The following is a 23378-nucleotide window of genomic DNA, read 5'->3' as shown; positions in this document are numbered from 1 at the left end:
ATCTGCAGCGCCCTGACATCGTTTCAACTGTTCTGGACCCCGCTAAGCGGAGCGAATCTCAGGCCAGTGCCTTCACGCGTGCGGACAGACGCGAGATTTTGCGGGAAGCGGTGTTTTTGTGATACACGCCCTTGGTGACGCCGCGCATCAGTTCGGGCTGAGCTGCGCGCAGAGCGGCAGTTGCAGCATCCTTGTCGCCGGAGGCGATAGCTTCTTCAACTTTACGCAGGTAAGTGCGGATGCGCGAACGACGGGCTTTGTTGACGGAAAAGCGCTTTTCGTTCTGACGTGCGCGCTTCTTGGCCTGGGGCGAATTTGCCATGGTGTTTGACCTTATCTCGGGTTCTGTTTCAATCGGACGCAATGCCAGCCGAACCCGGGTCACTAAACCGGTGTGATTCTAGCCAGAGCGGGCTGCACGCGCATGTATGGGGCGGCTGATACCCAACCCGGCGAAGAATTGCAAGGGCGCCAGCCCGGATAGAAAGGCGGCGGGCCTATCTGCCCGCCGCTTCGTCACTCTAATCCCCTGCTAGCCTCACTTGTCCCGGAACTGCGCTTCGCGCTTTTCCAGGAAGGCTGCCATGCCTTCTTTCTGGTCTTCGGTGGCGAACATCGAGTGGAATACACGGCGCTCAAACAACAGCCCCTCGCTCAGCGGCAGCTCGTAAGAGCGGTTCACAGTTTCCTTCACTGCCATCGCTGTCAGCAGCGATTTTTCGGCAATCTTCTGCGCTGCTGCGGTGGCTTCCTCGATCAGCTTCTTGGCCGGCACCACGCGCGACACCAAGCCGGCGCGTTCGGCTTCCTCGGCGTTCATGAAGCGGCCGGTGAGGTTCATGTCCATCGATTTCGACTTGCCCACAAACCGGGTCAGACGCTGTGTCCCGCCGATTCCCGCGACGACGCCAAGATTGATCTCAGGCTGTCCGAACTTGGCGGTTTCCGCTGCGATGATGAAATCGCACAGCATTGCCAGCTCGCAGCCGCCGCCCAGCGCATATCCCGCGACCGCCGCGATCACCGGTTTGCGGATTGCGGAAATGCGGTCGTTGGCATCGGCGAACAGGTTGGTGGAGAACACTTCGGTGAAGCTCATCTCCGACATCTCCTTGATGTCGGCGCCGGCGGCAAAAGCCTTTTCCGAGCCGGTGAGAACGATGCAGCGCACCTTGTCGCTGGCATCGGCCTCTTCCAAAGCGGCGCACAGCTCGCCGATAAGTTCCTTGTTGAGCGCGTTCATCGCCTCTGGGCGGTTCAGTTTTATGAGGCAAACGTGGTCCTGCACATCGACGTTGATCGTCTCGTAGGCCATGATTTCTCTTTCGGTTGTTCCGTTCAAATCCGAGTCCTTACCAAAAGGGGCACTCTGATCAAGCTATCTTTGGCACTTTACACAATAGAAGGTAGAGCGTCCTGACTGAGTGATTCTGACAATTGACCCGTCGCAACCCGCGCGGCGGCAGGGTTCGCCTTCGCGCCCATAGGCATCGAAACTGTGTTGGAAATATCCAAGTTCACCAGAGGCTTGCCGAAAATCCTTGAGAGAAGAACCCCCGGCGCGGATGGCATCTTGCAGCACTTGGCGGATGATCGGCACCAGCGCGGCAACCCGGTGCGCAGCAATCTGCCCAGCCTTGCGGCGTGGCGAAATTCCCGCACGGAACAACGCTTCACAGACATAGATGTTACCAAGACCCGCAATGATTCCCTGATCCAGTAATGCGGATTTCACCGGCGTGTTACGGCCCTGGAAAGCGGCTACCAGGTGATCTTCGTGGAAATCATTGCCCAACGGCTCCGGGCCCAGCGCCGCCAGCAGTTTGTGATTCCCGGCTGTCGCAGTATCCAGCAAATCCATCGCCCCGAACCGGCGCGGATCGTTGAAGGTGATGCGGGCATCGTTGTCCATGTCGAACACCACATGGTCGTGTTTTTCCGCCTGCGGGTGCTCATGCGCGAACTGCCCCAGCGGATCACCCGACACCGTCATCCGCCCGGACATGCCCAGATGGATCAGCAAGGTCTCATCCGTGTCGAGGTCGGCAAGAATGTATTTCGACCGCCGCCGTAAACCATTCACCCGCGCGCCGGTAAGCCGCTCGGCCATCCGCTCTGGAAACGGCCAGCGCAGACCAGGCCGGTTCACAGACGCTTTTATGATCACCGCCCCCTCCATGGCCGGCGCCAATCCGCGTTTCACCGTCTCGACCTCGGGCAATTCTGGCATTACACCCCTCCTGAACCAACGGGCCGCATTGTGCCTGCCCCACAGCGCCTTATAACAAGGGCGGAAATCAGCAAACGGCAAGCCTCATGAGCGATAGCAGCGACAATACCACCCATTTCGGGTTCGAAACCGTCCGCGAGGCGGAGAAGGCGGGCCGCGTGCAGGGGGTCTTCAACTCGGTCGCTTCGAAATACGACATCATGAACGATGTGATGAGCGTTGGCATCCACCGGGTCTGGAAAGACGCGATGATGGATTGGCTGGCGCCGCGCCCCGGCCAACGGCTGCTGGATGTGGCGGGCGGCACCGGCGACATTTCATTCCGCTTCCTGAAACGCGCAGGCCACGGCCATTCCACCGTGCTGGATCTGACCCGCCCGATGCTGGAGGAAGGCCGCAAGCGCGCCGAAGCCGAACAGATGGCCGGCAGCCTCGACTGGGTCACCGGCGACGCTATGAAGCTGCCGTTCAAGGACAACACTTTCGACGTCTACACCATTTCCTTCGGCATCCGGAACGTGACCCGGCCGCAGGAAGCGCTGAACGAGGCCTACCGGGTACTGCGCCCCGGCGGGCGGCTGATGGTGCTGGAATTCTCACAGCTGCCGAACGACGGGCTGCAGAAACTTTATGATCTTTATTCCTTCAACGTGATCCCGCGGATGGGGCAAATGATTGCCGGCGATTACGACAGCTACCAGTATCTGGTAGAATCGATCCGCAACTTCCCGGATCAGGAGACCTTCCTGGGCATGGTCAAACAGGCGGGTTTTGAGAACGCCAAGTACCGCAACCTGTCGCTGGGCATCGCCTGCTTGCATTCCGGCTGGAAAATCTGACCCATGCGCGGCCCTCATAATATTTTGCGCCTGATCCGCACAGGCGCCACTTTCGAGCGCACCGGTGCCATGCATTCGGTGCTGGAAGCGTTCGAGGCGCCCAAGCCGCTGCGCATTCTCGCCCGGACCCTGGGCTGGCCGTTCAAATGGCTGGGCTACAAGGGCGATCCATCAATGCCGCCCGAGACCCGGGCGCTGAACGCCCTGGGGCCAGCCTACATCAAGTTCGGGCAAGTGCTCTCGACCAGGCCGGATGTGGTGGGCAAGGACCTAGCCCGCCAGTTGCGCGTTTTGCAGGACAAACTGCCGCCGTTCTCCCGCGCTGAGGCCCTGGCCGAAGTGGAAAAGGAATTGGGCCGCCCCGTCTCCGAGATATTTTCGGACTTCAGTGACCCGATTGCCGCCGCCTCCATCGCCCAGGTGCACCGCGCAACGCTGGCCGAAACCGGAGAGGAAGTTGCCGTAAAGGTGCTGCGCCCGGGTATCGAGCGCGCTTTCAACAAGGACGTGGACGCCTTCTATTTCGCCGCCCGCATCGTGGACTTGTTTGCGCCCGGCGCCCGGCGCCTGAAACCGATGGACGTGATCGAACATTTCGACGGCGTGGTGCAAGGGGAATTAGACCTGCGGCTTGAGAGCGCCGCCGCGTCGGAATTTGCCGCCAATACGGTGAATGACGAGGGCTTTCAGCTGCCTGAAATCCGCTGGGGCTATTCCGCCCGCCGGGTGATGACGATGGGCTGGGCGGACGGCGTCGCGCTCGGCGACAATGACGCGCTGGATGCCGCCGGGCACGACCGCCGGGTGCTGGCCGACCGAGTGCTGTCGCTGTTTTTGCGCCATGCGCTGCGCGACGGTTTTTTCCACGCCGACATGCATCAGGGCAACCTGAAGGTCGCCGCCAATGGTGACATCATCGCCTATGACTTCGGCATCATGGGCCATATTGATGAGTACACGCGCCGGGTCTATGCCGAGATCCTCTACGGCTTCATCAAACGTGATTACAAACGCGTCGCCGAGGTGCATTTCGAAGCCGGTTATGTATCCGCATCCCACGATGTAGACGAATTCGCCCGCGCCCTGCGCGCGGTGGGAGAGCCAATATTCGGCATGGATGCCTCGCAGATCTCCATGGGGCGGCTGCTGAACTATCTGTTTGAAGTGACAGAGCGTTTCGGAATGGAAACCCGCACGGAGCTGATCCTGCTGCAGCGCACCATGGTGGTGGTCGAAGGCGTTGCCCGCTCGCTGGATCCGCATATCAACATCTGGGAGGCCGCCCGCCCAGTGGTCGAGGGTTACATCAAGAAATCCATCGGTCCGCGCGCGGTGGTAAGCGACCTTCTGGACACCGCCAAAGTGATGGCCCGGTTTGGCCCCCGGCTGCCCGCGTTGGTGGAACAGGCGCTGATCGCGCAAGCGGCGCAGAACGGCACACAAAAGCGCAGCGTGAAAAGCTGGGTAACACCGGCTGTTCTGGGGGCAGCCGGCGGAATAAGCCTCTATGCGGTGATTGCCTTGCTGCTTTGACCACGCATAGGCCCCAATGGCCATGGTTTTCTTTCTGGTCTGAAATACTCCAGGGGTGAGTGCCGCAGGGCGCGAGGGGGCAGCGCCTCCCTCCCTTTCAATTACAGCCGCTCGATTGCCAATGCGATGCCCTGGCCACCGCCGATGCACATGGTGATCAGCCCCTTAGACCCGCCGGATCTCTCCAATTCATAAAGCGTTTTCAAGGTGATGATAGCGCCTGTTGCTCCCACAGGATGGCCCAGGGCGATCGCTCCGCCGTTCGGGTTCACCTTCGCGGGATCCAGCCCCAGTTCCTTGTTCACCGCCAGCGCCTGCGACGCAAAGGCCTCATTCGATTCGATCACATCAAAATCACTGGGGGACAGGCCGGTTTTCTCCAGCAGGCTCTGCACCGCGGGCACCGGGCCGATGCCCATTACTTCCGGGCGCACTCCGGCATGGGCATAGCCCAGGATCCGTGCCTTGGGTTTCAAACCTGCCCTCTCTGCAGCGGAGGCCGTAGCCAGCACCACCGCCGCAGCGCCGTCATTGATTCCGCTGGCATTGCCAGCGGTTACCCGGCCGTCTTTCCGGAACACCGCCTTCAGCCCGGCCAGCACATCCAGGGTGGTGGCCTTGGGGTGCTCGTCCACCTCAAAAGGCACCAGGTCGCGTTTGACCTTCACGTCAACCGGGGTGATCTGCGTTTTGAAATGCCCGGCTTCGATCGCCGCGGCGGCGCGGGTCTGGCTGATGACGGCGAACTCATCCATCTGGGCGCGCGTGATGCCGTGCTCATCGGCGACGTTTTCGGCTGTTACCCCCATGTGGCCGGTGCCGAACGGGCAGTTCAACGCCCCCAGCATCATGTCCAGCGATTTCACATCGCCCATCTTGGCGCCCCAGCGGCTTTGCTGGTTAATGTAGGGGCTGCGGGACATGTTTTCGGCGCCGCCGGCCAGTGCGAATTCCGCATCGCCCATGGCAAGTGATTGGACGGCCGAGATTATTGCTTGCACGCCAGATCCGCATAACCGGTTCACGTTCATCGCCGGCACCGCATCAGGCACCCCCGCCTGCATCGCCGCAACCCGGCTCAGGTACATGTCCCGCGGCTCGGTGTTGATGATGTGTCCGAACACCACATGACCGATTTGGCCGCCATCCACTCCCGAGCGCTGCAGGGCAGCCTTGGACACGGTGGTTGCCAGATCAATCGGAGCGGTGCCCGCCAAAGCACCGCCAAAAGTACCGATGGCGGTACGGGCGCCGTCCAGGATCACGATATCAGTCATTGTCTTTCTCCTCACTCCTGCGTTGCCGTCATTATGCGCCTGCAGCATGGTCCTGTCTGCCGGGACGTGCCGTCATGAAAATGCCACGTCACGCTCTGTGCACTCCCCATGCCTCCCTTGCGCACCGCCGCGGTTCAGCATTCCGGATGACAGGAAGGTTTGACAAATCCGGTCTGACGGCGCAGAGAATCCGTCATGACGGAAAACACAGACGATATTCTGACCTTGCTGCCCGCCCGCCTGAAAGAGGCCCGCCGCACCCAAGGGCTGAGCCTGGAAGCGGTGGCGAATCTCTCCGGCGTCAGCCGCTCCATGGTAAGCCAGATCGAACGCGGCGAAAGCTCGCCCACCATCGCAACGCTGTGGAATCTCACCCGTGCGCTGCAGGTAGATTTTGCCGGGTTGCTGGAAACAGGTGACATGAAGGACCGGATTGAGGTTCTGCGCGCAACAGATGTGCCCAAGATCGAGAACATGGGCCAAGGCTGCCGGATCCGCATTTTGTCGCCGCCGGAGGAAGCCGGCGGGCATGAGGTCTATGATATCCGTTTCGACATGGGCGGCGCATTGGTCAGCCAACCCCACACCCGCGGCACAGTGGAACAACTAACTGTTCTGGAGGGGGAAATTGCACTTTCCTCAGGCAATGCCAACGACTTGCTGCAAACAGGCGACACCGCCCGCTATGCCGCTGATGTCGCGCATTCGGTCACCGCACCGAAGGGTTCGGCGCGGGTATTTCTGATTGTGAAAACGGCTTGAGGTTGGCGTTCAATCCCGGTCCTGCTCCTCCTCTCGAAATTAGTGCAGGCATTAGCAGACCTTCCGAACAGGCGGGAAGCTTCAAGTTTAAGCCAGTTCTTTTCCACTAAACCTGCGTGAACGAACCGGCAAGAAAGCCCCTCTTACCACCTTTCCAGAACAAACCCCTTGAAAGACTCACGGCATCGGACCATATGTGGATCGCTAACGTTATTCTTGTCGATCCACTGTCTCCCGCTTTGCGGCGTTTTCAGTCTCTCGATCCAGACCGACTACGCCAGGCTGCCGCACTTCCGCGGGCAGCATTTACTAGGAGACTACGGATATGGCCACCGGCACCGTAAAATGGTTCAACACCACCAAAGGCTTCGGCTTCATCGCACCCGACGGCGGCAGCAAAGATGTGTTCGTGCACATTTCCGCTGTTGAGCGTTCGGGCCTGACCGGCCTGGCGGACAACCAGAAAGTCACTTTCGACATCGAGCCCGGCCGTGACGGCCGCGAGTCGGCTGTGAACCTGGCGCTGGCATAAGCTTTTCAGCTTTTCAGTTCTGAAACGCGGTCCCTGCAAAGGGGCCGCGTTTTTTTGTGACTGCTACTAAGGCAGTCAGGGGCGGTCAGCCCATGTTGTGTCACCCCACAGTTTCGGCTCGCACAGCTCCACCTTGTTGTCCTCAGGATCCATGATCCAGGCAAAACGGCGGTTCTTATGGACTTCCGGTCCCTGCTGAATGGGAATGCCCGCCCTGGTCAGCTGTGCAATCAAACCGTCCATGTCATCAACCCGGTAGTTGATCATGAGGCTGGAAGCACTGGCGGCGAACCAAGTTCCGTCCGGATCGGCAGTGGCCCGGACGTTGAGGCCGCCGTCTTCGGCCCTATGCTGCTGCCAATTGAGGATGGCGCCGCCGAAATCCTCCAGCTCCAGCCCTAAGCGGCCGCGGTACCACTCTGCCAGCGCTTTGGCATCACCACGCGCCTTGATGAACACCCCGCCGATACCCATGATGGGTGCCATGGCGTTTCCCCCGTTTCAGGATCAGATAGTCCGGCCTGGCCAAACTCCCGCCTCAAATCCGGTTTTGCGGAAAATTTTCCGTGATACTGAAATCCCGTATTTCGGAAACACATCCGCTATGCTAGACACGCGACTCGAGGCACCCAGGGAGTTAGCTCATGTCCAACGCATTTCTGACCGACATCTCCAGCACGCTGGCCCAGATCGAGGCTGAGGGGCTGTACAAGCGTGAGCGAATGATCACCTCTCCCCAAGGGGGCGAGATTACGGTCGGCGGCCGTGAGGTGATCAACCTTTGCGCCAACAATTATCTGGGGCTGGCCGATCACCCCGCCCTGATCAAAGCCGCCAAGGACGCGATGGAGCCGAAAGGGTTCGGCATGGCGAGCGTGCGGTTCATTTGCGGGACGCAAGACATTCACCGGGAGCTGGAGAGCCGTCTGGCCAAGTTCCTTGGCAAGGATGACGCGATCCTGTTTGCCGCCTGCTTCGACGCCAATGGCGGGTTGTTCGAGCCGCTGCTAGGACCGGAGGATGCGATCATTTCGGACAGCCTGAACCATGCGTCAATCATCGACGGCGTGCGCCTGTGCAAGGCCAAGCGCTACCGTTACCTGAACAGTGACATGAACGATCTGGAGGCCTGGCTGAAACAGGCCCGCGAGGACGGCGCGCGCCATATCATGATCGCCACCGACGGCGTGTTCTCGATGGATGGCTATCTGGCCAAACTGCCGGAGATCCGGGCGCTGGCCGACAAATATGATGCGGTGGTGATGGTCGATGACTGCCACGCCACAGGTTTCATGGGCGCTACGGGCGCCGGCACGCCGGAGCATTTCGGGGTGGACGCGGATATCGTCACCGGGACATTGGGCAAGGCACTTGGGGGGGCCATCGGCGGTTATATCGCCGGGCCGCAGCCAGTGATCGACCTGCTGCGGCAGCGGGCGCGGCCCTATCTGTTCTCCAACTCGCTGCCGCCATCGATTGTTGCCGCCGGGCTGGAGGCGATCCGGCTGGTGGAAAAAGGGGACGGTTTGCGGGCGCAGCTGTTCGAAAATGCGAAGTACTGGCGCGCGGGGCTGGAAAGCCTGGGCTTTGACCTTTTGCCCGGTGAGCATCCGATTATCCCGGTGATGCTGGGCGAGGCGCAGCTGGCGCAGGATATGGCGTCGCGGTTGTTCGACGAGGGCGTTTATGTCTCTGGCTTTTTCTTCCCGGTGGTGCCGCGCGGCCAGGCGCGGATCCGGACGCAGATGAATGCAGCGCTGACACGGGATGAGCTGGACCGTGCGCTGGCCGCATTCGGTAAAGTTGGCAAGGAACTGGGGGTAATTTCATGAGCCTGCCCAACACGATGAAGGCACTGGAGAAATCGCATCCCAAAGAAGGCCTGTGGGTGGTGCAGGCACCGGTGCCGGAAATCGGCCCGGATGAGGTGCTGATCAAGGTTAAAAAGACCGGCATTTGCGGGACCGATATACATATCTGGAATTGGGATGACTGGGCCGCGCACACCGTGCCGGTGCCGATGATCACCGGGCACGAATTTGCTGGCGAGATCGTTGAAATCGGCCGCAACGTGAAAGACCTGACAGTGGGCCAGCGGTGCTCCGGCGAGGGGCACCTGATCAAGACGGATTCGCGCCAGTCGCGGGCCGGCAAGTTCCACCTGGACCCCGGCACCCGCGGCATCGGGGTGAATGAGCAGGGCGCCTTTGCACAATATCTGAAACTGCCCGCCTTCAATGTGGTGCCGCTGCCGGATGACATCCCGGACGAGATCGGCGCCATTCTCGACCCGCTGGGCAATGCGGTGCATACCGCTTTGAGCTTTGATCTGCTGGGGGAGGATGTGCTGATCACCGGGGCCGGCCCCATTGGCATCATGGCGGCGGCGGTGGCGAAACATGCCGGCGCGCGGCATGTGGTGATCACCGACATCAATCCGGACCGGTTGAAGCTGGCCGCGCATGTTGTGCCGGCGGTGCGTACTGTGGATGTGTCCAGGGAAGAGCTAAGTGATGTGATCCAGGAGCTGGGCATGAAACAGGGCTTTGACGTCGGGCTGGAGATGTCCGGCTCGCAAGCGGCCCTGGATCAGATGGTCGAGGCGCTGGTGATGGGCGGGAAGATTGCGCTGCTGGGCATTCCGCCGGGCAAATCACCGGTGGATTGGAGCCGCATCGTGTTCAAGGCAATCACCCTCAAGGGCGTCTACGGCCGTGAGATGTTCGAGACCTGGTACAAGATGATCGCCATGCTGCAAAACGGGCTGGATGTGAGCCGGGTGATCACCCATCGCTTTGCAATGGAGGATTTTGCAGAAGGGTTCGCGGCAATGAAATCCGGGTCAAGCGGCAAGGTGGTGCTGGACTGGAGCTGAGTGCGGATTGAGAGGGCGTTGCCCACTTGGCCTTGCGGCCGCAGCCCCAGAATACTTGCAACCAGAACGAGGCCGCGGTTCAGGGTGTCAGCGGCTGGCGCCCGTTCTCAGCAAGCAGCCAGCAGCTGCGGCCTTCGAACACGGCCGTGCTAAGTGGGCGGCCGTAACCCGCACCGCTGTCGAGATTGATGCGGTTGCCGTAATGACTGGGCCTGTCCACCGGCGTGTGGCCATGCACAATCAGTTTCGGATGCGCACCGGTGTGGTCGTGGAACAGCTGCCGGATCCAGACCAGATCATCCTCTTTCTGCCGGGCCAGCGGTACACCGGGCACGATTCCGGCGTGCACAAAGGCCAGCTCCGGCGTCTCGTGAAGGGGCGTGAGGCTGCGCAGGAATTCAGCATGCCGCGGGGGAATCACCTCTTTGGCTTCTGCATGCAGATCGTCGAGCCGGGTACGGTCCTTGAATGTCAGCCCGTAGCTGGCCAGGGTTTCAGTGCCGCCGATCCGCTCATGCAGCCAGTGGTATCCGATCAGAAGATGCGGGTCATGGCGCGGTATGTCCTCCATAAACCATTCAAACATCCGGTCGTGGTTGCCCTTGAGGCAGATCCAGTCCCGGCCCTCCTCCTGGGCTGCGATCAACCGCTCGATTACTCCGCGGCTGTCGGGACCACGGTCGGTGTAGTCGCCCAGGAAAACGATGCGGGCCTCGGGGCCGCCATCAACCTCGATCCGGGCCAGCGCCTGCTCCAGCATCTCCAGCTGGCCGTGGATGTCACCGATGGCGTAGAGGGGGGCGGTCATAACAGCTCCTTTGCGCGGTTTTGGCGATTTGATGGTGTATTACGGCAAGGGGTTCAACCCCCGGGACGTCTGCCCTCCGACTGGCAATCCGGTTTCACCGCACCAAGTTACCGGGGAAGTTGTCTTATGAACAAACTGAACCGGGAGGACTGAAAATGGAAGGAATTGCGCGGTGGTTCATGCTGGCGGCGGTGGCATCGGCGCTTGGCGGCATGGTCTGGGGAATCCAGATGTCGGCAAGCCAGGACCACCTTCTGTCGCCGGCCCACGGGCATCTGAATCTGCTTGGCTGGGTCAGTTGTGCGATCTATGCGTTTTATTACCACCTGCTGCCGCAGGCCGCCGGGGGCCTTTTGCCACGGCTGCACCTGGGAACCGCTTTACTGGCGCTGGCGCTGCTGGTGCCGGGCATCCCGCTGGCCATTCAGGAAAGCACCGACCTGCTGGCGCAGGCGGGATCGCTGGTGGCGCTGCTGTCGATGCTGATCTTCGCGGCGGTGGTACTGCGCAGCCGGCCGGAAAAGTCAGTCTTCGTGCAGCAAAGGTGATGTAAACCTGACAAGGAAAAAGCCCCCGCAGAGCAAGCGGGGGCTTTTCCAGTTATTCACCAGACCGGTCAGGCAACGTCGAATGCCAACGGCTTGATCTGGTTGAACAGTCCGGTGTCGGCCAGCTTGGCGCGGACCCTGGCGGGCACTTCGTCATCCACATAGAGCAGTGCGATGGCTTCGCCGCCGGCTTCGGAACGGCCCAGGGTGAAGTTGGCAATGTTCACATCGCTTTCGCCCAGGGTGTGACCCAGGGTGCCGATGATGCCGGGCACGTCCTCGTTGGTGGTATAAAGCATGTGGGCGCCGACCTCGGCCTCAATATTGATGCCTTTGATCTGGATGAAACGCGGCTTGCCGTCGGAAAACACGGTGCCCGCCACCGAGCGCTCGCGCTTGGAGGTCACGGCAGTCACCTTGACATAACCGTCGAATGTGCCGGATTTGTCCTGGTTTGTGGTCGAAATCTGGATGCCGCGCTCCTTGGCGACCACCGGGGCGGAAACCATGTTCACCTCGGGGTTGACGCGCTTCATGATACCGGCAATCACCGCACAGTTCAGGGCGTCCAGGTTCATCTCCGAAGCAACGCCATCATAGAGGATGTTGATTGCCTTGATCGGCTCATCCGTCATCTGACCCACAAAGCTGCCCAGGTGATCGGCCAATTTGATCCAGGGGCCCATGATCTTGGCTTCCTCGGCAGTCACCGAGGGCATGTTGAGCGCATTTTCCACGGCGCCGGTCAACAGGTAGTTGGACATCTGTTCGGCCACCTGCAGGGCGACGTTTTCCTGCGCCTCAGTGGTGGCGGCACCGAGGTGCGGGGTGCAGACCACGTTGGGCAGGCCGAAGAGGGCGTTGTCCTTGGCCGGCTCCACCGAGAACACGTCGAATGCAGCACCTGCTACATGGCCGGAGGTCAAGAGTTCCGCCAGCGCACCTTCGTCAACCAAACCGCCGCGGGCACAGTTGATGATGCGCACGCCCTTCTTGGTCTTCTCCAGGTTTTCCTTGGACAGGATGTTGCGGGTCTGATCGGTCAGCGGCACATGCAGGGTAATGAAGTCGGCACGGGCCAGAAGTTCATCCAGCTCAACCTTTTCGACGCCCATCTGATCAGCCTTATCAGTGCTAAGATAAGGGTCATAAGCCACTACCTTCATCTTGAGGCCGCGGGCGCGGTCGCAGACGATGCCGCCGATGTTGCCGGCACCGATCACGCCCAGGGTTTTGGCGGTCAGTTCGGTGCCCATGAACTTGGACTTCTCCCATTTGCCGGCATGGGTGGAGGCGGACGCCTCTGGCAGCTGGCGCGCGGTTGCAAACATCATGGCGATAGCATGTTCAGCAGTGGTGATCATGTTGCCGTAGGGCGTGTTCATCACAATGACGCCGCGCTTGGAAGCGGCTTCCTTGTCGATGTTGTCGGTGCCGATGCCGGCGCGGCCGATCACCTTGAGGTTTGCGGCGTTCTCCAGAATCTTTTCGGTCACCTTGGTGGCGGAGCGGATGGCGAGGCCGTCGTACTGGCCGATGATTTCCGCCAGCTTATCCTTGTCCTTGCCGACATCGGGAAGAAAATCGACGTCGATGCCGCGATCGCGGAAGATCTGTACGGCGGCTTCAGAGAGCTTGTCAGAGATGAGGACTTTGGGAGCCATTTTTGTGGTCCTTTTTCAAACGGGGGCCTGTGCGGCCTGATATGGTGAGGGATCCCTCGGAGGGAGGAGCCGGGGCCGGAGCCCCGGAACAGGGCCTGGGTCAGGCCGCTTCGGCCTGGGTGGCGATCTCGGCCTCAAAAGCCCATTTGATCCAAGGCATCAGCGCCGCCACGTCAGTGGCTTCAACCGTGCCGCCGCACCAGATGCGCAGGCCTGCTGGCGCGTCGCGGTAGGCGCCGATGTCATAGGCCACGCCTTCGCTTTCCAGCCGCTTGGCCACGGCCTTGGCAAAACCGGCGCCGTCCTGGATGCGCGCATCGGTGAACTTGAGGCAGACCGAGGTGTTCGAGCGGTATTCCGGCTGATCCGCCAGAAAGGCGATCCACGGGTTGTCCTGCACAAAGCTCTGGACCGCGGCAAGGTTGGCATTGGCGCGATCGCGCAGGCCTTCCAGCCCGCCGACCGAGCGCGCCCAATCCAGTGCCAGCAGGTAGTCCTCCACCGCCAGCATCGAGGGCGTGTTGATGGTCGCGCCCTGGAAAATGCCGTCGATCAGCTTGCCGCCCTTGGTCAGGCGGAAGATCTTGGGCAGCGGCCAGGCGGGTGTGTAGCTTTCCAGCCGTTCGACCGCGCGGGGGGACAGGATGATCATACCGTGCGCCGCTTCACCGCCCAGCACCTTCTGCCAGGAGAAGGTGGTCACATCCAGCTTGTCCCAAGGCAGGCGCTGCGCAAATGCGGCCGAGGTGGCATCGCAGATGGTCAGCCCCGCACGGTCGGCCGGGATCCAGTTGCCGTTGGGAACCCGCACGCCCGAAGTGGTGCCGTTCCAGGTGAAGACAACATCATTGCTGAAATCAACAGTGCCAAGATCGACGATCTGGCCGTAATCCGCGGTTTTGACCCTGGCGTCCAGTTTCAGTTGTTGCACCACGTCAGTGACCCAGCCGGAACCAAAGCTTTCCCAGGCCAGCATCTCAACCCCGCGGGCACCCAGAAGGTTCCACATCGCCATTTCCATCGCACCGGTGTCGGAGGCGGGCACGATGCCGATCTTGTAATCAGCAGGGATGTTCAGGATCTCACGTGTGCCTTCGATCGCAGCCTTAAGCTTCTCTTTGCCCACCGCAGCGCGGTGCGATCGGCCCAGCGGCGCGCCGGACAATTTGGCCAGGTCAAAAACAGGGGGTTTGGCGCAAGGGCCAGAAGAAAAACGCGGATTTGCCGGCCGCGATGCCGGTTGTGCAATAGCCATTAATGCTACCCTTCCAGATAAGCGCCCCTCGTTGGGGAGGGGTGTCCCGCCATCAGAGCTAGGCTGCTGCAGCGCGGCATGCAACAGGGAATGCGGAAAAATACGGCCATTCCACCTTTTTTTGCGACACGTTTTTCTATCATCGGAAACAGCCGCCCGAAATACTCCCGGAAGGCCGGGCCTTATAATACCCCCTTAAATCTGCGGCGCGCCGCAGGCTGGCCGTTCCCGCGGCGGGCCGCTATGACAGGATAAACCCGATGGAACGGAGCCCGCCGATGTTTGTTGCCACCCTGCTTTGCAACCCCGCCAATCCTGTGCTGGAGCCCGCGCTGCCGGAATCGCTGCGCAATGCCTGGGGCGGAGGGGAGGCTGACTGGCTGGCACCGGGTGTGGCGGCTGAGTTTTCGCTGGCGCAGATGCCCGGAAACCGCTGGGATGTTTGGGCGGATCTGCAGAAAATGGGGGTTGATCTGGTCATTCAGCACAGCGCCGGACGGAAGAAGAAGATGCTGCTGGCTGATATGGACTCCACCATGATCCAGCAGGAATGTATTGATGAGCTGGCCGAAGAAGCGGGCGTTGGCGCCCGGGTCAAGCAGATCACCGCCCGGGCGATGAACGGCGAGCTGGATTTTGAGGGGGCGTTGACCGAACGGGTCGGGTTGCTGAAGGATCTTCCGGCAGCGGTGATCGGCAAGGTGCTGGCCGAACGTATCACTTTCATGCCCGGCGGCAGTCAGCTGCTGGCCACGATGAAGGCAGAGGGCGCCTATGCGGCGCTGGTCTCGGGCGGGTTCACTGCCTTCACCGCACAGGTGGCGGCACATCTGGGGTTTGACGAAAACCGCGCCAATACCTTGGAGGTGGCAGACGGCAAGCTGACCGGAAAGGCCGGCAGGCCAATATTGGGCCAGAAAGCCAAGGTGGAGGCACTGGAGCAGATCACCGCCCGGCTGGGGATCGATGAAACGGATGTAATTGCGGTCGGCGACGGCGCCAATGATCTTGGGATGCTGAAACGCGCAGGGGCCGGTGTGGCGCTGCACGCCAAACCCTCGGTCGCAGCGGAATGCGATATCCGTATCAATCACGGCGACTTGACCGCGCTCCTCTATATCCAAGGCTACGGCCAGAATGCATTCAAAGGCTGACCAGTCTGATCTTTGAAGCGGTGATAGCGACCCTGCTTCTTTTGCTGGCAGCAGGTTTGCCGCGGGTTGCATCGACGCGTTTGCAGGCGACGGCGGACTGGCCGCATTTCCTGTTCTGCAGCTGGCGGTTGCCAGCCCGGTAACGGCACTGGCGACTCGCAAACTGCGGTGCCGTTCGGGGCCGCTACTGCGGCGGCCGCCTTTGGCTCCGACCTCCAAGCGCGCGTTTTTTGTGTCCGCAGACAGGGATGCTTTGTGGCCAGCTTTATTACTGGACGGATATTTTTAACTTACCACTTAATTAACAAAAGTGATAAAAAGAACCATGGCACCGATTCTGAAATCCTTTGCCGCGCTGTCGGATGAAACCCGCATGTCGATCGTGGACCAGCTGATTGCAAAAGGCGAACTGCCTGCAGGCGATCTGGCACCGGGCGCGGGCATCTCGGCCCCTGCGATCTCGCGCCATCTGAAGGTGCTGCGCGAGGCCGGGCTGGTCACACAGCGCGCCGATGGCACCAAGCGGCTGTATTCAGCCCGGCCCGAAGGCCTGCGGATGATTGCCGAGTGGACCCAGTCCCGGCGTGCCTTCTGGGAAGGCGGCCTGGACCGGCTGGAGACGGCCTTGATGGAGGATGACACCTGATGGAGGGAACGGCATGAGTGATCTGCAGCTGAAAAGGGTATTCCCGGTCAGCCCGGAAAAGTTGTTCGCTTGGGTGACAACGCCAGACAAGCTGCTGAAATGGTGGGGGCCGGAAGGCGTGCATATCCCGGAACATAATCTAAACCTCAGCCGTACCGGCCCTTGGTATTCCATCATGCAGAACCGCGACGGCCAGCGGTTTCATGTCTCGGGCCAAGTGACCCATGTGGATGGACCGATATCCGTCGGCTTCACCTGGGCCTGGCATGATGAGGTCGGCACCCGCGGCGCCGAAAGCCATGTGACATTCACAATTGCTGCCACCGAAGACGGCGCCATGCTGCTGATTGATCACCGGGATCTGGACGGCAGCGACACTGCTGCACGCCACGAACAGGGCTGGACCTCAACCCTGCGCAAGCTGGAAGCGCAACTGGCCGAACTAACCTGAACTACATACACCGCAACCAAGGGAGAAGACCAATGCCACAGTTCATTTTTGCCTATCACGGCGGCAAGACACCGGAGAGCGAGGAGGAAGGCGCCAAGGTCATGGACGCCTGGAAGAACTGGATGGGTTCCATGGGCGAAGCGCTGAAGATTCCCGGAGCGCCGGTGGGCATGTCCAAGACAGTCAGCGCCGGCGGGATTGCTGACAATGGCGGCGCCAATCCGGTCTCCGGCTACACTGTGGTGGAGGCTGCCGATCAGGACGCAGCCTGCGAGATGGCCAAGGGCTGCCCGATGGTGGTGGATGGCAGCGGTTCGGTGGAAGTGGCCGAAGTCATTGAAATGGGGATGTAAAGTGAATGCCCCGGCCAGAGACCGGGGCATTCATCTTTAGAACAGCAGCTCGGCTGCAGGGCGGATCGCCCCGCACTCCAGCCCCCGGCGGCTGTACAGTGTCTTGTTCATGTACTTGCGGGTGGCGGGATGCTCGGCCTCCAGCACACCGAGGCTGACCATCAGCGCGGCAATTGCACATTCACTGGCGCGGGTTGCCCCATCGGTGATTTTCACGGCCACGCCCATTTGCTGCTCGGGCAGGATGGCGATGAACACCGCCTCGGCGCCAGTCTTGATCGCTACTTTTCCGCCCATGGCGCGCATCAGATTGGTGCAGGCGCGGGTCTCGCCTGCCACCAGCTCGGGGTGCGCGGTCATTGCCGCAACCAGTTGCTGTGCAGCTTGCGATGCGCGGTCAGAGCGGTCGCCGGCGCTGGCAAACCAAGCCATAGAACGCGCCAGCCCGGTGACCGTGGTGGCAAAATTCGGCGCCGAGCAGCCGTCGATGCCATAGCCGGGGCTGTCCTGGCCGGTGGTTTCCTCAAACGCAGCCAGACACGCCTGTTGCACCGGGTGATCGACTTCGATGTATTCCGTCCCCGCCCCAAGGTACTGCGTCAGGGTCAGAAAGCCCGCGTGTTTACCGGAACAGTTATTATGGACTTGGCAGGGGCTGTTGTCGGATTTGATCAGCTCGATGCGGGCCGGAATGTCATCCGGCAGCTGCGGACCGCAGCGGAAATCGTCATCGCCAAGACCTAGCTGATCCAGCCAGGAATTCACCCGCACCGTGTGGATATGCGCGCCATTGTGGGAGGCGCAGGCGAGCGCCAGCTGTTCGGACGTCAGCCCATAGCGCGCGGCGGCGCCGGAGGTGATCAGCGGCAGTGCCTGGATCATTTTAACCGAGCTGCGCGGATAGATCACCGCATCCGGGTCACCCCAGCTGCGCACCACTTGACCGGAGGCGTCGCAGATGACGGCATGGCCCAAATGCAGGCTCTCCAGCAGCGGGCCGCGCCAGACTTCGGCCATGGGCACAGGTTTCGCCATGATGTCTCCCCTTATGTTTTCTTGGCGAAATCCTGCCAAAACGCACTTTCGCCCGTGGTGCTAGTTACGTTAGTGTGCTTGTGTAGCGCAAGCGAGGGGATCGGGACCAGACGGCGGTTGAAACGCTGCAGGCCCTTTGCTTGGTATTTGAGGTTTAGAGAACAGTCTTGGAGTCGGGACAAATGGCATTGAAACTTGCCCGCGTGGTTGCGGGCCTGTGTCTGGCAGCATTGGCATCCACCGCAACAGCGCAAGCAACCTCCAACAACCGGGTTGCGGCCAAGGTGGACTGGAGCGTCTTTGAGGGCGACAACCCCAACGAGTGCTGGGGGGTTTCCGCACCAAAGGAAACTGTGAACACCCGCGACGGCCGCGTCGTGGCAGTGCGCCGCAGCGAGATCCAGCTGTTTGTCACTTTCCGCAGCAGCGATGCCCCCAAAGGCGAAGTCAGCTTTACCGGCGGGTATCCGTTTGCGCCGGGATCCACCGTGAACATGGCCATTGGCGAATCCGAGTTTGAATTGTTCACTGAGGGCGAATGGGCCTGGCCGGCAACTCCTGCGGATGATGCCAAGATCGTCACAGCCATGAAACGCGGTACCAATGCGGTGCTGACCGCGCGGTCGGCCCGGGGCACCCAAACCAAGGACAGCTTTTCGCTGCTGGGCTTCACGGCTGCCTTGGAAGATGCGGAAAAGCGCTGCAGCAAGTAACCTCTGCCGCCTAGCGGAAACATACCAAGCCCCGGCCTGTGCCGGGGTTTTCTTGTTTGAAGGCTGCAAGCGGCGTAGCATGACAGGCAGGAGGTGCTTGCCATGCCGGACTCAGCCAGTCTCCCGTGCGCTTGCCTCGCAGTTGCGTTGCTTTTGCCACCCGCTTTTGCCAATCCAGCGCTGGAATGCGGTGCGGGCAGCCAAGAGGAAATCGGCACCTGCGTGGCTGAAGATGAAGAGGGTGTTGAAGCTGCACTGTTCAACGCGCTGGAAGCCGCAATGGTTACCGCTGCGGAACGCGACAATACCAAGGGCGGGACAGAGATGGAGGCTGCGCTGATGGCGAGCCAAACCGCATGGGAAGCGTTCAGGAGTGCGCATTGCGCCTTTGCCGGCCAAGCCCATGCGGTGCGCGAAGACGCAGGAATTGCAACGCGGGCCTGCTGGACGACCTTAGGGCGTGCCCGCGTGGAGGAACTGGTGCGGTTTTCCAATTAGGCACTGGACAGTGCTGCGGCCTGAAACTTGTTTTCAAGGATTCCTTTTGATCTTCCGCGGGAATCCTATATAGAGCCGCATCCGCCCACCAGCACCGAGGCTAAAGCCAATGACCGCCAGCGCGCCGATCACCCAAGACGTATTGACCCTGCCCCGCAAGGATCCCGAGGGCGGCAAGGTCAATCTTGTCGGCCTCACCCGCGAGCGCATGCGCGAGGTTCTGATCGAACATGGCACCCCGGAAAAACAGGCCAAGATGCGGGTCGGCCAGATCTGGCAGTGGATCTACCAGTGGGGCAAACGCGATTTCGCGGATATGACCAATCTGGCCAAAGCTTATCGCGCGGAACTGGCGGATATATTCGAAGTCCGCATCCCCGAAGTGGTAAGCAAACAGGTTTCCACCGACGGCACCCGCAAGTATCTGGTGCGGATCAATGGCGGCCATGAGGTCGAGGTCGTCTACATCCCCGAAGACGGCCGCGGAACGCTGTGTATTTCATCCCAGGTGGGATGCACCCTGACCTGCACCTTCTGCCATACCGGCACCCAGAAGCTGGTGCGCAACCTGACCCCGGCCGAGATTGTCGGCCAGGTGATGATGGCGCGCGACGATCTGGAGGAATGGCCGGTGCCGGGTGCGCCCAAAGACGAAACCCGCCTGCTCTCGAACATCGTGCTGATGGGCATGGGCGAACCGCTGTACAATTTCGACAACGTGCGCGATGCGATGAAGATTGCGATGGACCCCGAGGGCATCTCATTGAGCCGCCGCCGGATTACGCTTTCGACCTCCGGCGTTGTTCCCGAGATTGCCCGCACGGCAGAGGAAATCGGCTGCCTGCTGGCGATTTCCTTCCATGCGACCACTAATGAGACCCGCGATGTGCTGGTGCCGATCAACAAGCGCTGGAACATCGACACGCTTCTGCAGGCGCTGGCCGACTACCCGAAGGTCTCGAACTCCGAACGGATCACCTTCGAATATGTGATGCTGGACGGGGTCAACGACACTGACGAGGACGCGCACCGGCTGATCGACCACATCAAGCGCTACAATATTCCGGCCAAGATCAACCTGATCCCGTTCAACGAATGGCCCGGCAGCCCGTACAAGCGGTCCTCGAACAACCGCATCCACGCCTTTGCCAATATTGTCTATCAGGCCGGCTATGCCTCGCCGATCCGCAAAACCCGCGGCGATGACATCATGGCTGCCTGCGGCCAGCTGAAATCGGCGACCGAGCGCGCCCGCAAAAGCCGCAAACAGATTGAGGCCGAAGCCGGGTTGAAGTAACCCCGGCTCCGGCCCCGGCCCGGCAGGGTCCCCGGCTGCCGTATCAGGTAAACAGGAAGTGGTCCTCAGTAAGCGTGCCCGTGTAGCCGGTCAGCTCGATATTGAAACTGCCGTAATAGTCGATCAGCGTGTTGCCATTTACTTGCGTGATAGTCAGATCGCTGAAATCGTCTATTGAGGTGTCCAAGAACTCGATCCGGTCATCGCCCTTGCCAAAATCTTTTATGACTTGGTCATCCCAATAATCGGCAGACACGAACACAAAGACATCCGCATGTTTGCCGCCCGTCAGGACGTCAGCCCCTTCGCCGCCGACAAGGCGGTCTTTACCGTGGCCACCGATCAGCCTGTCATCCCCCTGACCGCCGTAAAGCGTGTCCCTGCCGCCATTTCCTTTCAAAATATCGTCTTCACCGTTGTCGCCAGAATAATCGGTCTCATCCAAGCCGCCGATCAGAATATCCGAGCCCTTGCCGCCCGCTAGCCTGTCTTCGCCATAGCCGCCGATAAGACTGTCAGCGCCGCCGCCGCCGAACAGGCGGTCATCCGCTTCGCGTCCGATGACGGTATCTTCGCCGCCCTTGGCATAAATATTGGTATCCTGCCCGGTCGCCAACACAGTTTCTGCGCGGCTGCTGGCCTTGATCACCACGTCGCCCGCCGAATTGGCGTAAGCTCTCCATCCAGCGGTTCCGCCGGTATCGCCGTAAAGATGGGTCAGAGCTTGCACGTCAAAAGTCCCCAGCTCCGTGACGCTATAGCCGGCATAGTTGTAGGTCATCACGGTATGTTCCTGGTCGTCCAGGTGGTCGGCCAGCGTCTCTTCACCGTCATGCGGATGCTCCAGACCGAGTGCATGACCGATCTCATGCAGCACCGTTTCATATCCATAGGAGCCCGGCGCCATGCTGCTTCCCTCGATCGCCAGCTCTCCCTCATTGGTGGAGTAGGAGCTGGACCAGGCAAGATCCGCCCAGCCTGCAGCAGAGCCGCCGTTGTACCCAAAGGCGTTGATCATAGCCGGTCCGTCCATTTCGACAAACAGCAATCCGCATGCGTCCTCATACTCCGCGAGGGCCTGGCGGAAATAGTCGCGCTGCGTGCTGTTGAAGGACCAATAGCTGGTGGCATTATAAGGGTCGTCTGCCACATTCCCAAGGTCGCCGCTTTCAACAAAGCGGTATGTCACCACAGTTTGTGTCCCGAGATCAGTCAGGCTGTTCCAGCGGATTCTGAAGTCCGATGTATATGCTAAAAGAGCCGTGTAATCTGTAACTTCGGACATCAGCTGCCTCCACTATTCTGTCACCGGTAAGTTTTTGTTTGCAAATGTGGCCGAGTTTGGCCCGCTTTTAGCTTCAAGCCGAGCGAAGAATGACAATTTGCGGCAAATGGCAACTTACTGCATGAAATCTGCCTGCTGACTTCTGCTTTCCCGCCGGTTCTCCGGCCGACATTATCACGGCGTCTCGATGTCTGATGTCAGGCACACCATGAATTTTCCGAAATTCACACTATCTGTTTTCCGGGTTGAAGAATGAGCCATAAAATAAAGGGCGGAGCACAATGCTCCGCCCTTTGTCGTTCGGACGCTGACTTTGGCCTTAGCTTTTTGGGGACAGTACTTTCTCACGCAGGTAGAGGTTGCCAAAGTCCGCTCCATCCGGCGAGAACGGCTCGATCGCCCTTGCTCGAACTTCGGCGCTCACGCCTTTCCAGCTGCGCCCTAGGTCCTTGGCCAATGTACGCGGTGTCAGACTCTTGCGGTGGAAGGCGTCAATGTTCTCTGACGTGGAGGAAAATAGTTCGGCATTTGTCCTTGGGGTTTTCATTTTGGTTGCAGGCGTGTGCCCGTTGATCACTAGGCGTCGCATCCGGCTTGGCCGGCTCACGCCACCCCATTTTGCGAAAACTTCAATGGGCTTGCCTGGAGAGGAATTTTTGCCCAGCACTCCCGAAACCTCGGCGTGATCCACAAAGACGGCGGCGTAGCCTTCGAAACCTGTGTGGTTACCGGTACGTATGAGACGGCCATCCCGGATCGCGGATATGATCTCATCAGGCCGGATCTTCAATTTTTGGGCAGACCGGGAAATGTGAATCCAATTGCTTGGCGCGTTCCGCAGTGGGACATCCGTGGTGAGCAGACTCTCAACGAAAGCCTGCCCGTCTGCTGGTAGTCAGACCGTTTTAACATTTGTGCCAGTCAGAAGGGGGTCCAATACCCGGTCGTCGACGAGAATATCGAACTGCGACCGGGATGCCCCAATGAGGCTGGCGAACGCGTGGGCTTGAACAAGTGCGATCAACTCTTCTAGAATAGGCTTTGCTGCATCTGCATCAAAGACCTCCCATGCATCTGGCAAGCCTTTGCCTTGATCAGGAACCAGTCCCGCATCGGAGATGCGTTTTACGCAGCCCTTTCCGGTCAACGCGTGTTGCACGGCATGCCGTGCTGATGGAATGCAGGCGACGCTTCGAAACTGGCTCTCCCGTAAGCTCTTCACCTTTGCCGATCGCCCAAGTTTACTGCGTGTGAGCGCAGAGTATTTCTCGAAAAGGCGCGAAGTCGGGGTTGCCGCGACATTGGTACCAGAGCCGTTCATACAGCAAAGGGAAGGTTCGCTTGGGGCCGAAGCGTGGAGGACATGCGGTCATCTGGTGGGTCTGAAGGGCATCGCGGATTGCCTGCTCCCCCCCTACGCTACTTCATATCCCTTCTGGTAGAGGAACCTTCGATTTCTCATATTGCGGTCGATTGGGGCACTTTCATCATGTGGTACAGGCGTGTTGCCCAGAAGAAAACAAAAGGTCGCGGTCGCATGGAGCGGCATTCCGTCGAGCCAGTTGCCAGATGTAATGTCCAACAATCTGTCGTCCAGCCAAAAGTCGAAAGTGGTGGTAGGAC

General features: G+C 60.3%; 26 protein-coding genes. 14 read left to right on the top strand and 12 right to left on the bottom strand.

The genetic code is table 11. The annotated features are described in order from the left end of the window. Window positions 1-58: 58 nt before the first annotated feature. From rpsT to mutM, 3 genes are all read right to left on the bottom strand, one after another. Window positions 59-322, bottom strand: coding sequence for a 30S ribosomal protein S20 (gene rpsT, locus METH_RS20190; RefSeq protein WP_024092334.1), 264 nt, complete (start codon window positions 320-322; stop codon window positions 59-61). A gap of 216 nt (window positions 323-538) precedes the next feature. Next, the gene (locus METH_RS20185) at window positions 539-1315 is read right to left on the bottom strand and encodes an enoyl-CoA hydratase (protein ID WP_024092333.1); all 777 of its coding nucleotides are present in this window, start codon (window positions 1313-1315) and stop codon (window positions 539-541) included. A gap of 63 nt (window positions 1316-1378) precedes the next feature. Continuing rightward, window positions 1379-2230, bottom strand: coding sequence for a bifunctional DNA-formamidopyrimidine glycosylase/DNA-(apurinic or apyrimidinic site) lyase (mutM, locus tag METH_RS20180; protein ID WP_024092332.1), 852 nt, complete (start codon window positions 2228-2230; stop codon window positions 1379-1381). Window positions 2231-2316: 86 nt separating this feature from the next. Between mutM and ubiE the strand changes: the two genes are divergently transcribed. Next, window positions 2317-3069 (top strand): bifunctional demethylmenaquinone methyltransferase/2-methoxy-6-polyprenyl-1,4-benzoquinol methylase UbiE, encoded by a 753-nt coding sequence (gene ubiE / locus METH_RS20175; protein WP_024092331.1) that lies wholly within the window; start codon window positions 2317-2319, stop codon window positions 3067-3069. A gap of 3 nt (window positions 3070-3072) precedes the next feature. Beyond that, window positions 3073-4602 (top strand): 2-polyprenylphenol 6-hydroxylase, encoded by a 1530-nt coding sequence (gene ubiB, locus METH_RS20170; protein WP_024092330.1) that lies wholly within the window; start codon window positions 3073-3075, stop codon window positions 4600-4602. 101 nt (window positions 4603-4703) lie between these two features. Here the strand turns inward: ubiB and METH_RS20165 are convergent, their stop codons facing one another. Next, entirely contained in the window at window positions 4704-5879 is a 1176-nt protein-coding gene (locus tag METH_RS20165; RefSeq protein ID WP_024092329.1) for an acetyl-CoA C-acyltransferase family protein, read from the bottom strand. A 195-nt stretch (window positions 5880-6074) separates the two neighbouring features. Between METH_RS20165 and METH_RS20160 the strand changes: the two genes are divergently transcribed. Together METH_RS20160 and METH_RS20155 are read left to right on the top strand one after the other, a co-directional pair. Next, on the top strand, window positions 6075-6641 hold the full coding sequence (locus tag METH_RS20160) for a helix-turn-helix domain-containing protein (RefSeq protein WP_024092328.1): 567 nt from the start codon (window positions 6075-6077) through the stop codon (window positions 6639-6641). 325 nt (window positions 6642-6966) lie between these two features. After that, window positions 6967-7173: a cold-shock protein gene (locus METH_RS20155; RefSeq protein WP_024092327.1), complete on the top strand. Its 207-nt coding sequence runs from the start codon at window positions 6967-6969 to the stop codon at window positions 7171-7173. Between the two features lie 75 nt (window positions 7174-7248). On the opposite strand, the gene METH_RS20150 is transcribed toward METH_RS20155, so the two are convergent. Continuing rightward, the gene (locus METH_RS20150; RefSeq protein ID WP_024092326.1) at window positions 7249-7659 is read right to left on the bottom strand and encodes a VOC family protein; all 411 of its coding nucleotides are present in this window, start codon (window positions 7657-7659) and stop codon (window positions 7249-7251) included. Window positions 7660-7817: 158 nt separating this feature from the next. Between METH_RS20150 and METH_RS20145 the strand changes: the two genes are divergently transcribed. Further along, window positions 7818-9005 carry a glycine C-acetyltransferase gene (locus METH_RS20145; protein WP_024092325.1) on the top strand — a complete coding sequence of 396 codons (1188 nt, stop codon included), beginning with the start codon at window positions 7818-7820 and terminating at the stop codon, window positions 9003-9005. A gap of 14 nt (window positions 9006-9019) precedes the next feature. Further along, window positions 9020-10048 carry an L-threonine 3-dehydrogenase gene (tdh, locus tag METH_RS20140; RefSeq protein WP_024092324.1) on the top strand — a complete coding sequence of 343 codons (1029 nt, stop codon included), beginning with the start codon at window positions 9020-9022 and terminating at the stop codon, window positions 10046-10048. Window positions 10049-10127: 79 nt separating this feature from the next. On the opposite strand, the gene METH_RS20135 is transcribed toward tdh, so the two are convergent. Further along, complete coding sequence (locus METH_RS20135) at window positions 10128-10856, bottom strand: metallophosphoesterase family protein (RefSeq protein ID WP_024092323.1); 729 nt, start codon at window positions 10854-10856, stop codon at window positions 10128-10130. A 155-nt stretch (window positions 10857-11011) separates the two neighbouring features. Between METH_RS20135 and METH_RS20130 the strand changes: the two genes are divergently transcribed. Then, a complete protein-coding gene (locus METH_RS20130; RefSeq protein WP_024092322.1) occupies window positions 11012-11404 on the top strand; it encodes a hypothetical protein in 393 nt (130 codons plus the stop codon). Window positions 11405-11472: 68 nt separating this feature from the next. Here the strand turns inward: METH_RS20130 and serA are convergent, their stop codons facing one another. Continuing rightward, window positions 11473-13068, bottom strand: a complete 1596-nt coding sequence (serA, locus tag METH_RS20125; RefSeq protein WP_024092321.1) for a phosphoglycerate dehydrogenase — start codon at window positions 13066-13068, stop codon at window positions 11473-11475. A gap of 100 nt (window positions 13069-13168) precedes the next feature. Next, window positions 13169-14323, bottom strand: coding sequence for a phosphoserine transaminase (locus METH_RS20120; RefSeq protein WP_024092320.1), 1155 nt, complete (start codon window positions 14321-14323; stop codon window positions 13169-13171). Window positions 14324-14601: 278 nt separating this feature from the next. Between METH_RS20120 and serB the strand changes: the two genes are divergently transcribed. The 4 genes from serB (at window position 14602) to METH_RS20100 (ending at window position 16927) form a co-directional block, all read left to right on the top strand. Next, window positions 14602-15477 carry a phosphoserine phosphatase SerB gene (gene serB, locus METH_RS20115; protein WP_024092319.1) on the top strand — a complete coding sequence of 292 codons (876 nt, stop codon included), beginning with the start codon at window positions 14602-14604 and terminating at the stop codon, window positions 15475-15477. Between the two features lie 325 nt (window positions 15478-15802). Next, the gene (locus METH_RS20110; RefSeq protein ID WP_024092318.1) at window positions 15803-16123 is read left to right on the top strand and encodes an ArsR/SmtB family transcription factor; all 321 of its coding nucleotides are present in this window, start codon (window positions 15803-15805) and stop codon (window positions 16121-16123) included. A gap of 13 nt (window positions 16124-16136) precedes the next feature. Further along, on the top strand, window positions 16137-16574 hold the full coding sequence (locus METH_RS20105) for an SRPBCC family protein (protein WP_024092317.1): 438 nt from the start codon (window positions 16137-16139) through the stop codon (window positions 16572-16574). Between the two features lie 32 nt (window positions 16575-16606). Next, window positions 16607-16927 carry a YciI family protein gene (locus tag METH_RS20100; RefSeq protein WP_024092316.1) on the top strand — a complete coding sequence of 107 codons (321 nt, stop codon included), beginning with the start codon at window positions 16607-16609 and terminating at the stop codon, window positions 16925-16927. Window positions 16928-16963: 36 nt separating this feature from the next. On the opposite strand, the gene METH_RS20095 is transcribed toward METH_RS20100, so the two are convergent. Next, window positions 16964-17962: an asparaginase gene (locus METH_RS20095; RefSeq protein WP_024092315.1), complete on the bottom strand. Its 999-nt coding sequence runs from the start codon at window positions 17960-17962 to the stop codon at window positions 16964-16966. A 182-nt stretch (window positions 17963-18144) separates the two neighbouring features. Between METH_RS20095 and METH_RS20090 the strand changes: the two genes are divergently transcribed. The 3 genes from METH_RS20090 to rlmN all read left to right on the top strand — a co-directional run bounded on the left by METH_RS20090 (window position 18145) and on the right by rlmN (window position 20470). Next, a complete protein-coding gene (locus METH_RS20090; RefSeq protein WP_024092314.1) occupies window positions 18145-18675 on the top strand; it encodes an invasion associated locus B family protein in 531 nt (176 codons plus the stop codon). Between the two features lie 147 nt (window positions 18676-18822). After that, entirely contained in the window at window positions 18823-19173 is a 351-nt protein-coding gene (locus METH_RS20085) for a lysozyme inhibitor LprI family protein (RefSeq protein WP_024092313.1), read from the top strand. Between the two features lie 109 nt (window positions 19174-19282). Further along, window positions 19283-20470: a dual-specificity RNA methyltransferase RlmN gene (gene rlmN, locus METH_RS20080; RefSeq protein WP_024092312.1), complete on the top strand. Its 1188-nt coding sequence runs from the start codon at window positions 19283-19285 to the stop codon at window positions 20468-20470. Window positions 20471-20513: 43 nt separating this feature from the next. Here the strand turns inward: rlmN and METH_RS20075 are convergent, their stop codons facing one another. The 3 genes from METH_RS20075 to METH_RS24585 all read right to left on the bottom strand — a co-directional run bounded on the left by METH_RS20075 (window position 20514) and on the right by METH_RS24585 (window position 22914). Next, window positions 20514-21659, bottom strand: coding sequence for a zinc-dependent metalloprotease family protein (locus METH_RS20075; RefSeq protein ID WP_245602932.1), 1146 nt, complete (start codon window positions 21657-21659; stop codon window positions 20514-20516). 415 nt (window positions 21660-22074) lie between these two features. Continuing rightward, on the bottom strand, window positions 22075-22545 hold the full coding sequence (locus METH_RS20070) for a hypothetical protein (protein ID WP_052348751.1): 471 nt from the start codon (window positions 22543-22545) through the stop codon (window positions 22075-22077). 105 nt (window positions 22546-22650) lie between these two features. Further along, complete coding sequence (locus METH_RS24585) at window positions 22651-22914, bottom strand: hypothetical protein (protein WP_044008505.1); 264 nt, start codon at window positions 22912-22914, stop codon at window positions 22651-22653. Between the last annotated feature and the right edge of the window lie 464 nt (window positions 22915-23378).

Source organism: Leisingera methylohalidivorans DSM 14336 (genome assembly GCF_000511355.1).
Lineage (GTDB): Bacteria > Pseudomonadota > Alphaproteobacteria > Rhodobacterales > Rhodobacteraceae > Leisingera > Leisingera methylohalidivorans.
This window is presented reverse-complemented; position numbering and strand designations above follow the sequence as displayed.

Excerpts from the sequence above, each read along its gene's own strand:
- tdh (WP_024092324.1), top strand. The coding sequence starts at position 9,020 with ATGAAGGCACTGGAGAAATCGCATCCCAAAGAAGGCCTGTGGGTGGTG.
- serB (WP_024092319.1), top strand. The coding sequence starts at position 14,602 with ATGTTTGTTGCCACCCTGCTTTGCAACCCCGCCAATCCTGTGCTGGAG.
- METH_RS20120 (WP_024092320.1), bottom strand. The coding sequence starts at position 14,323 with ATGGCTATTGCACAACCGGCATCGCGGCCGGCAAATCCGCGTTTTTCT.
- METH_RS20105 (WP_024092317.1), top strand. The coding sequence starts at position 16,137 with ATGAGTGATCTGCAGCTGAAAAGGGTATTCCCGGTCAGCCCGGAAAAG.
- METH_RS20090 (WP_024092314.1), top strand. The coding sequence starts at position 18,145 with ATGGCATTGAAACTTGCCCGCGTGGTTGCGGGCCTGTGTCTGGCAGCA.
- METH_RS20150 (WP_024092326.1), bottom strand. The coding sequence starts at position 7,659 with ATGGCACCCATCATGGGTATCGGCGGGGTGTTCATCAAGGCGCGTGGT.
- METH_RS20155 (WP_024092327.1), top strand. The coding sequence starts at position 6,967 with ATGGCCACCGGCACCGTAAAATGGTTCAACACCACCAAAGGCTTCGGC.
- METH_RS20095 (WP_024092315.1), bottom strand. The coding sequence starts at position 17,962 with ATGGCGAAACCTGTGCCCATGGCCGAAGTCTGGCGCGGCCCGCTGCTG.
- METH_RS20160 (WP_024092328.1), top strand. The coding sequence starts at position 6,075 with ATGACGGAAAACACAGACGATATTCTGACCTTGCTGCCCGCCCGCCTG.
- rlmN (WP_024092312.1), top strand. The coding sequence starts at position 19,283 with ATGACCGCCAGCGCGCCGATCACCCAAGACGTATTGACCCTGCCCCGC.
- METH_RS20165 (WP_024092329.1), bottom strand. The coding sequence starts at position 5,879 with ATGACTGATATCGTGATCCTGGACGGCGCCCGTACCGCCATCGGTACT.
- METH_RS20145 (WP_024092325.1), top strand. The coding sequence starts at position 7,818 with ATGTCCAACGCATTTCTGACCGACATCTCCAGCACGCTGGCCCAGATC.
- METH_RS20110 (WP_024092318.1), top strand. The coding sequence starts at position 15,803 with ATGGCACCGATTCTGAAATCCTTTGCCGCGCTGTCGGATGAAACCCGC.
- mutM (WP_024092332.1), bottom strand. The coding sequence starts at position 2,230 with ATGCCAGAATTGCCCGAGGTCGAGACGGTGAAACGCGGATTGGCGCCG.
- ubiB (WP_024092330.1), top strand. The coding sequence starts at position 3,073 with ATGCGCGGCCCTCATAATATTTTGCGCCTGATCCGCACAGGCGCCACT.
- METH_RS20135 (WP_024092323.1), bottom strand. The coding sequence starts at position 10,856 with ATGACCGCCCCCCTCTACGCCATCGGTGACATCCACGGCCAGCTGGAG.
- serA (WP_024092321.1), bottom strand. The coding sequence starts at position 13,068 with ATGGCTCCCAAAGTCCTCATCTCTGACAAGCTCTCTGAAGCCGCCGTA.
- METH_RS20130 (WP_024092322.1), top strand. The coding sequence starts at position 11,012 with ATGGAAGGAATTGCGCGGTGGTTCATGCTGGCGGCGGTGGCATCGGCG.
- METH_RS20185 (WP_024092333.1), bottom strand. The coding sequence starts at position 1,315 with ATGGCCTACGAGACGATCAACGTCGATGTGCAGGACCACGTTTGCCTC.
- ubiE (WP_024092331.1), top strand. The coding sequence starts at position 2,317 with ATGAGCGATAGCAGCGACAATACCACCCATTTCGGGTTCGAAACCGTC.
- METH_RS20100 (WP_024092316.1), top strand. The coding sequence starts at position 16,607 with ATGCCACAGTTCATTTTTGCCTATCACGGCGGCAAGACACCGGAGAGC.
- rpsT (WP_024092334.1), bottom strand. The coding sequence starts at position 322 with ATGGCAAATTCGCCCCAGGCCAAGAAGCGCGCACGTCAGAACGAAAAG.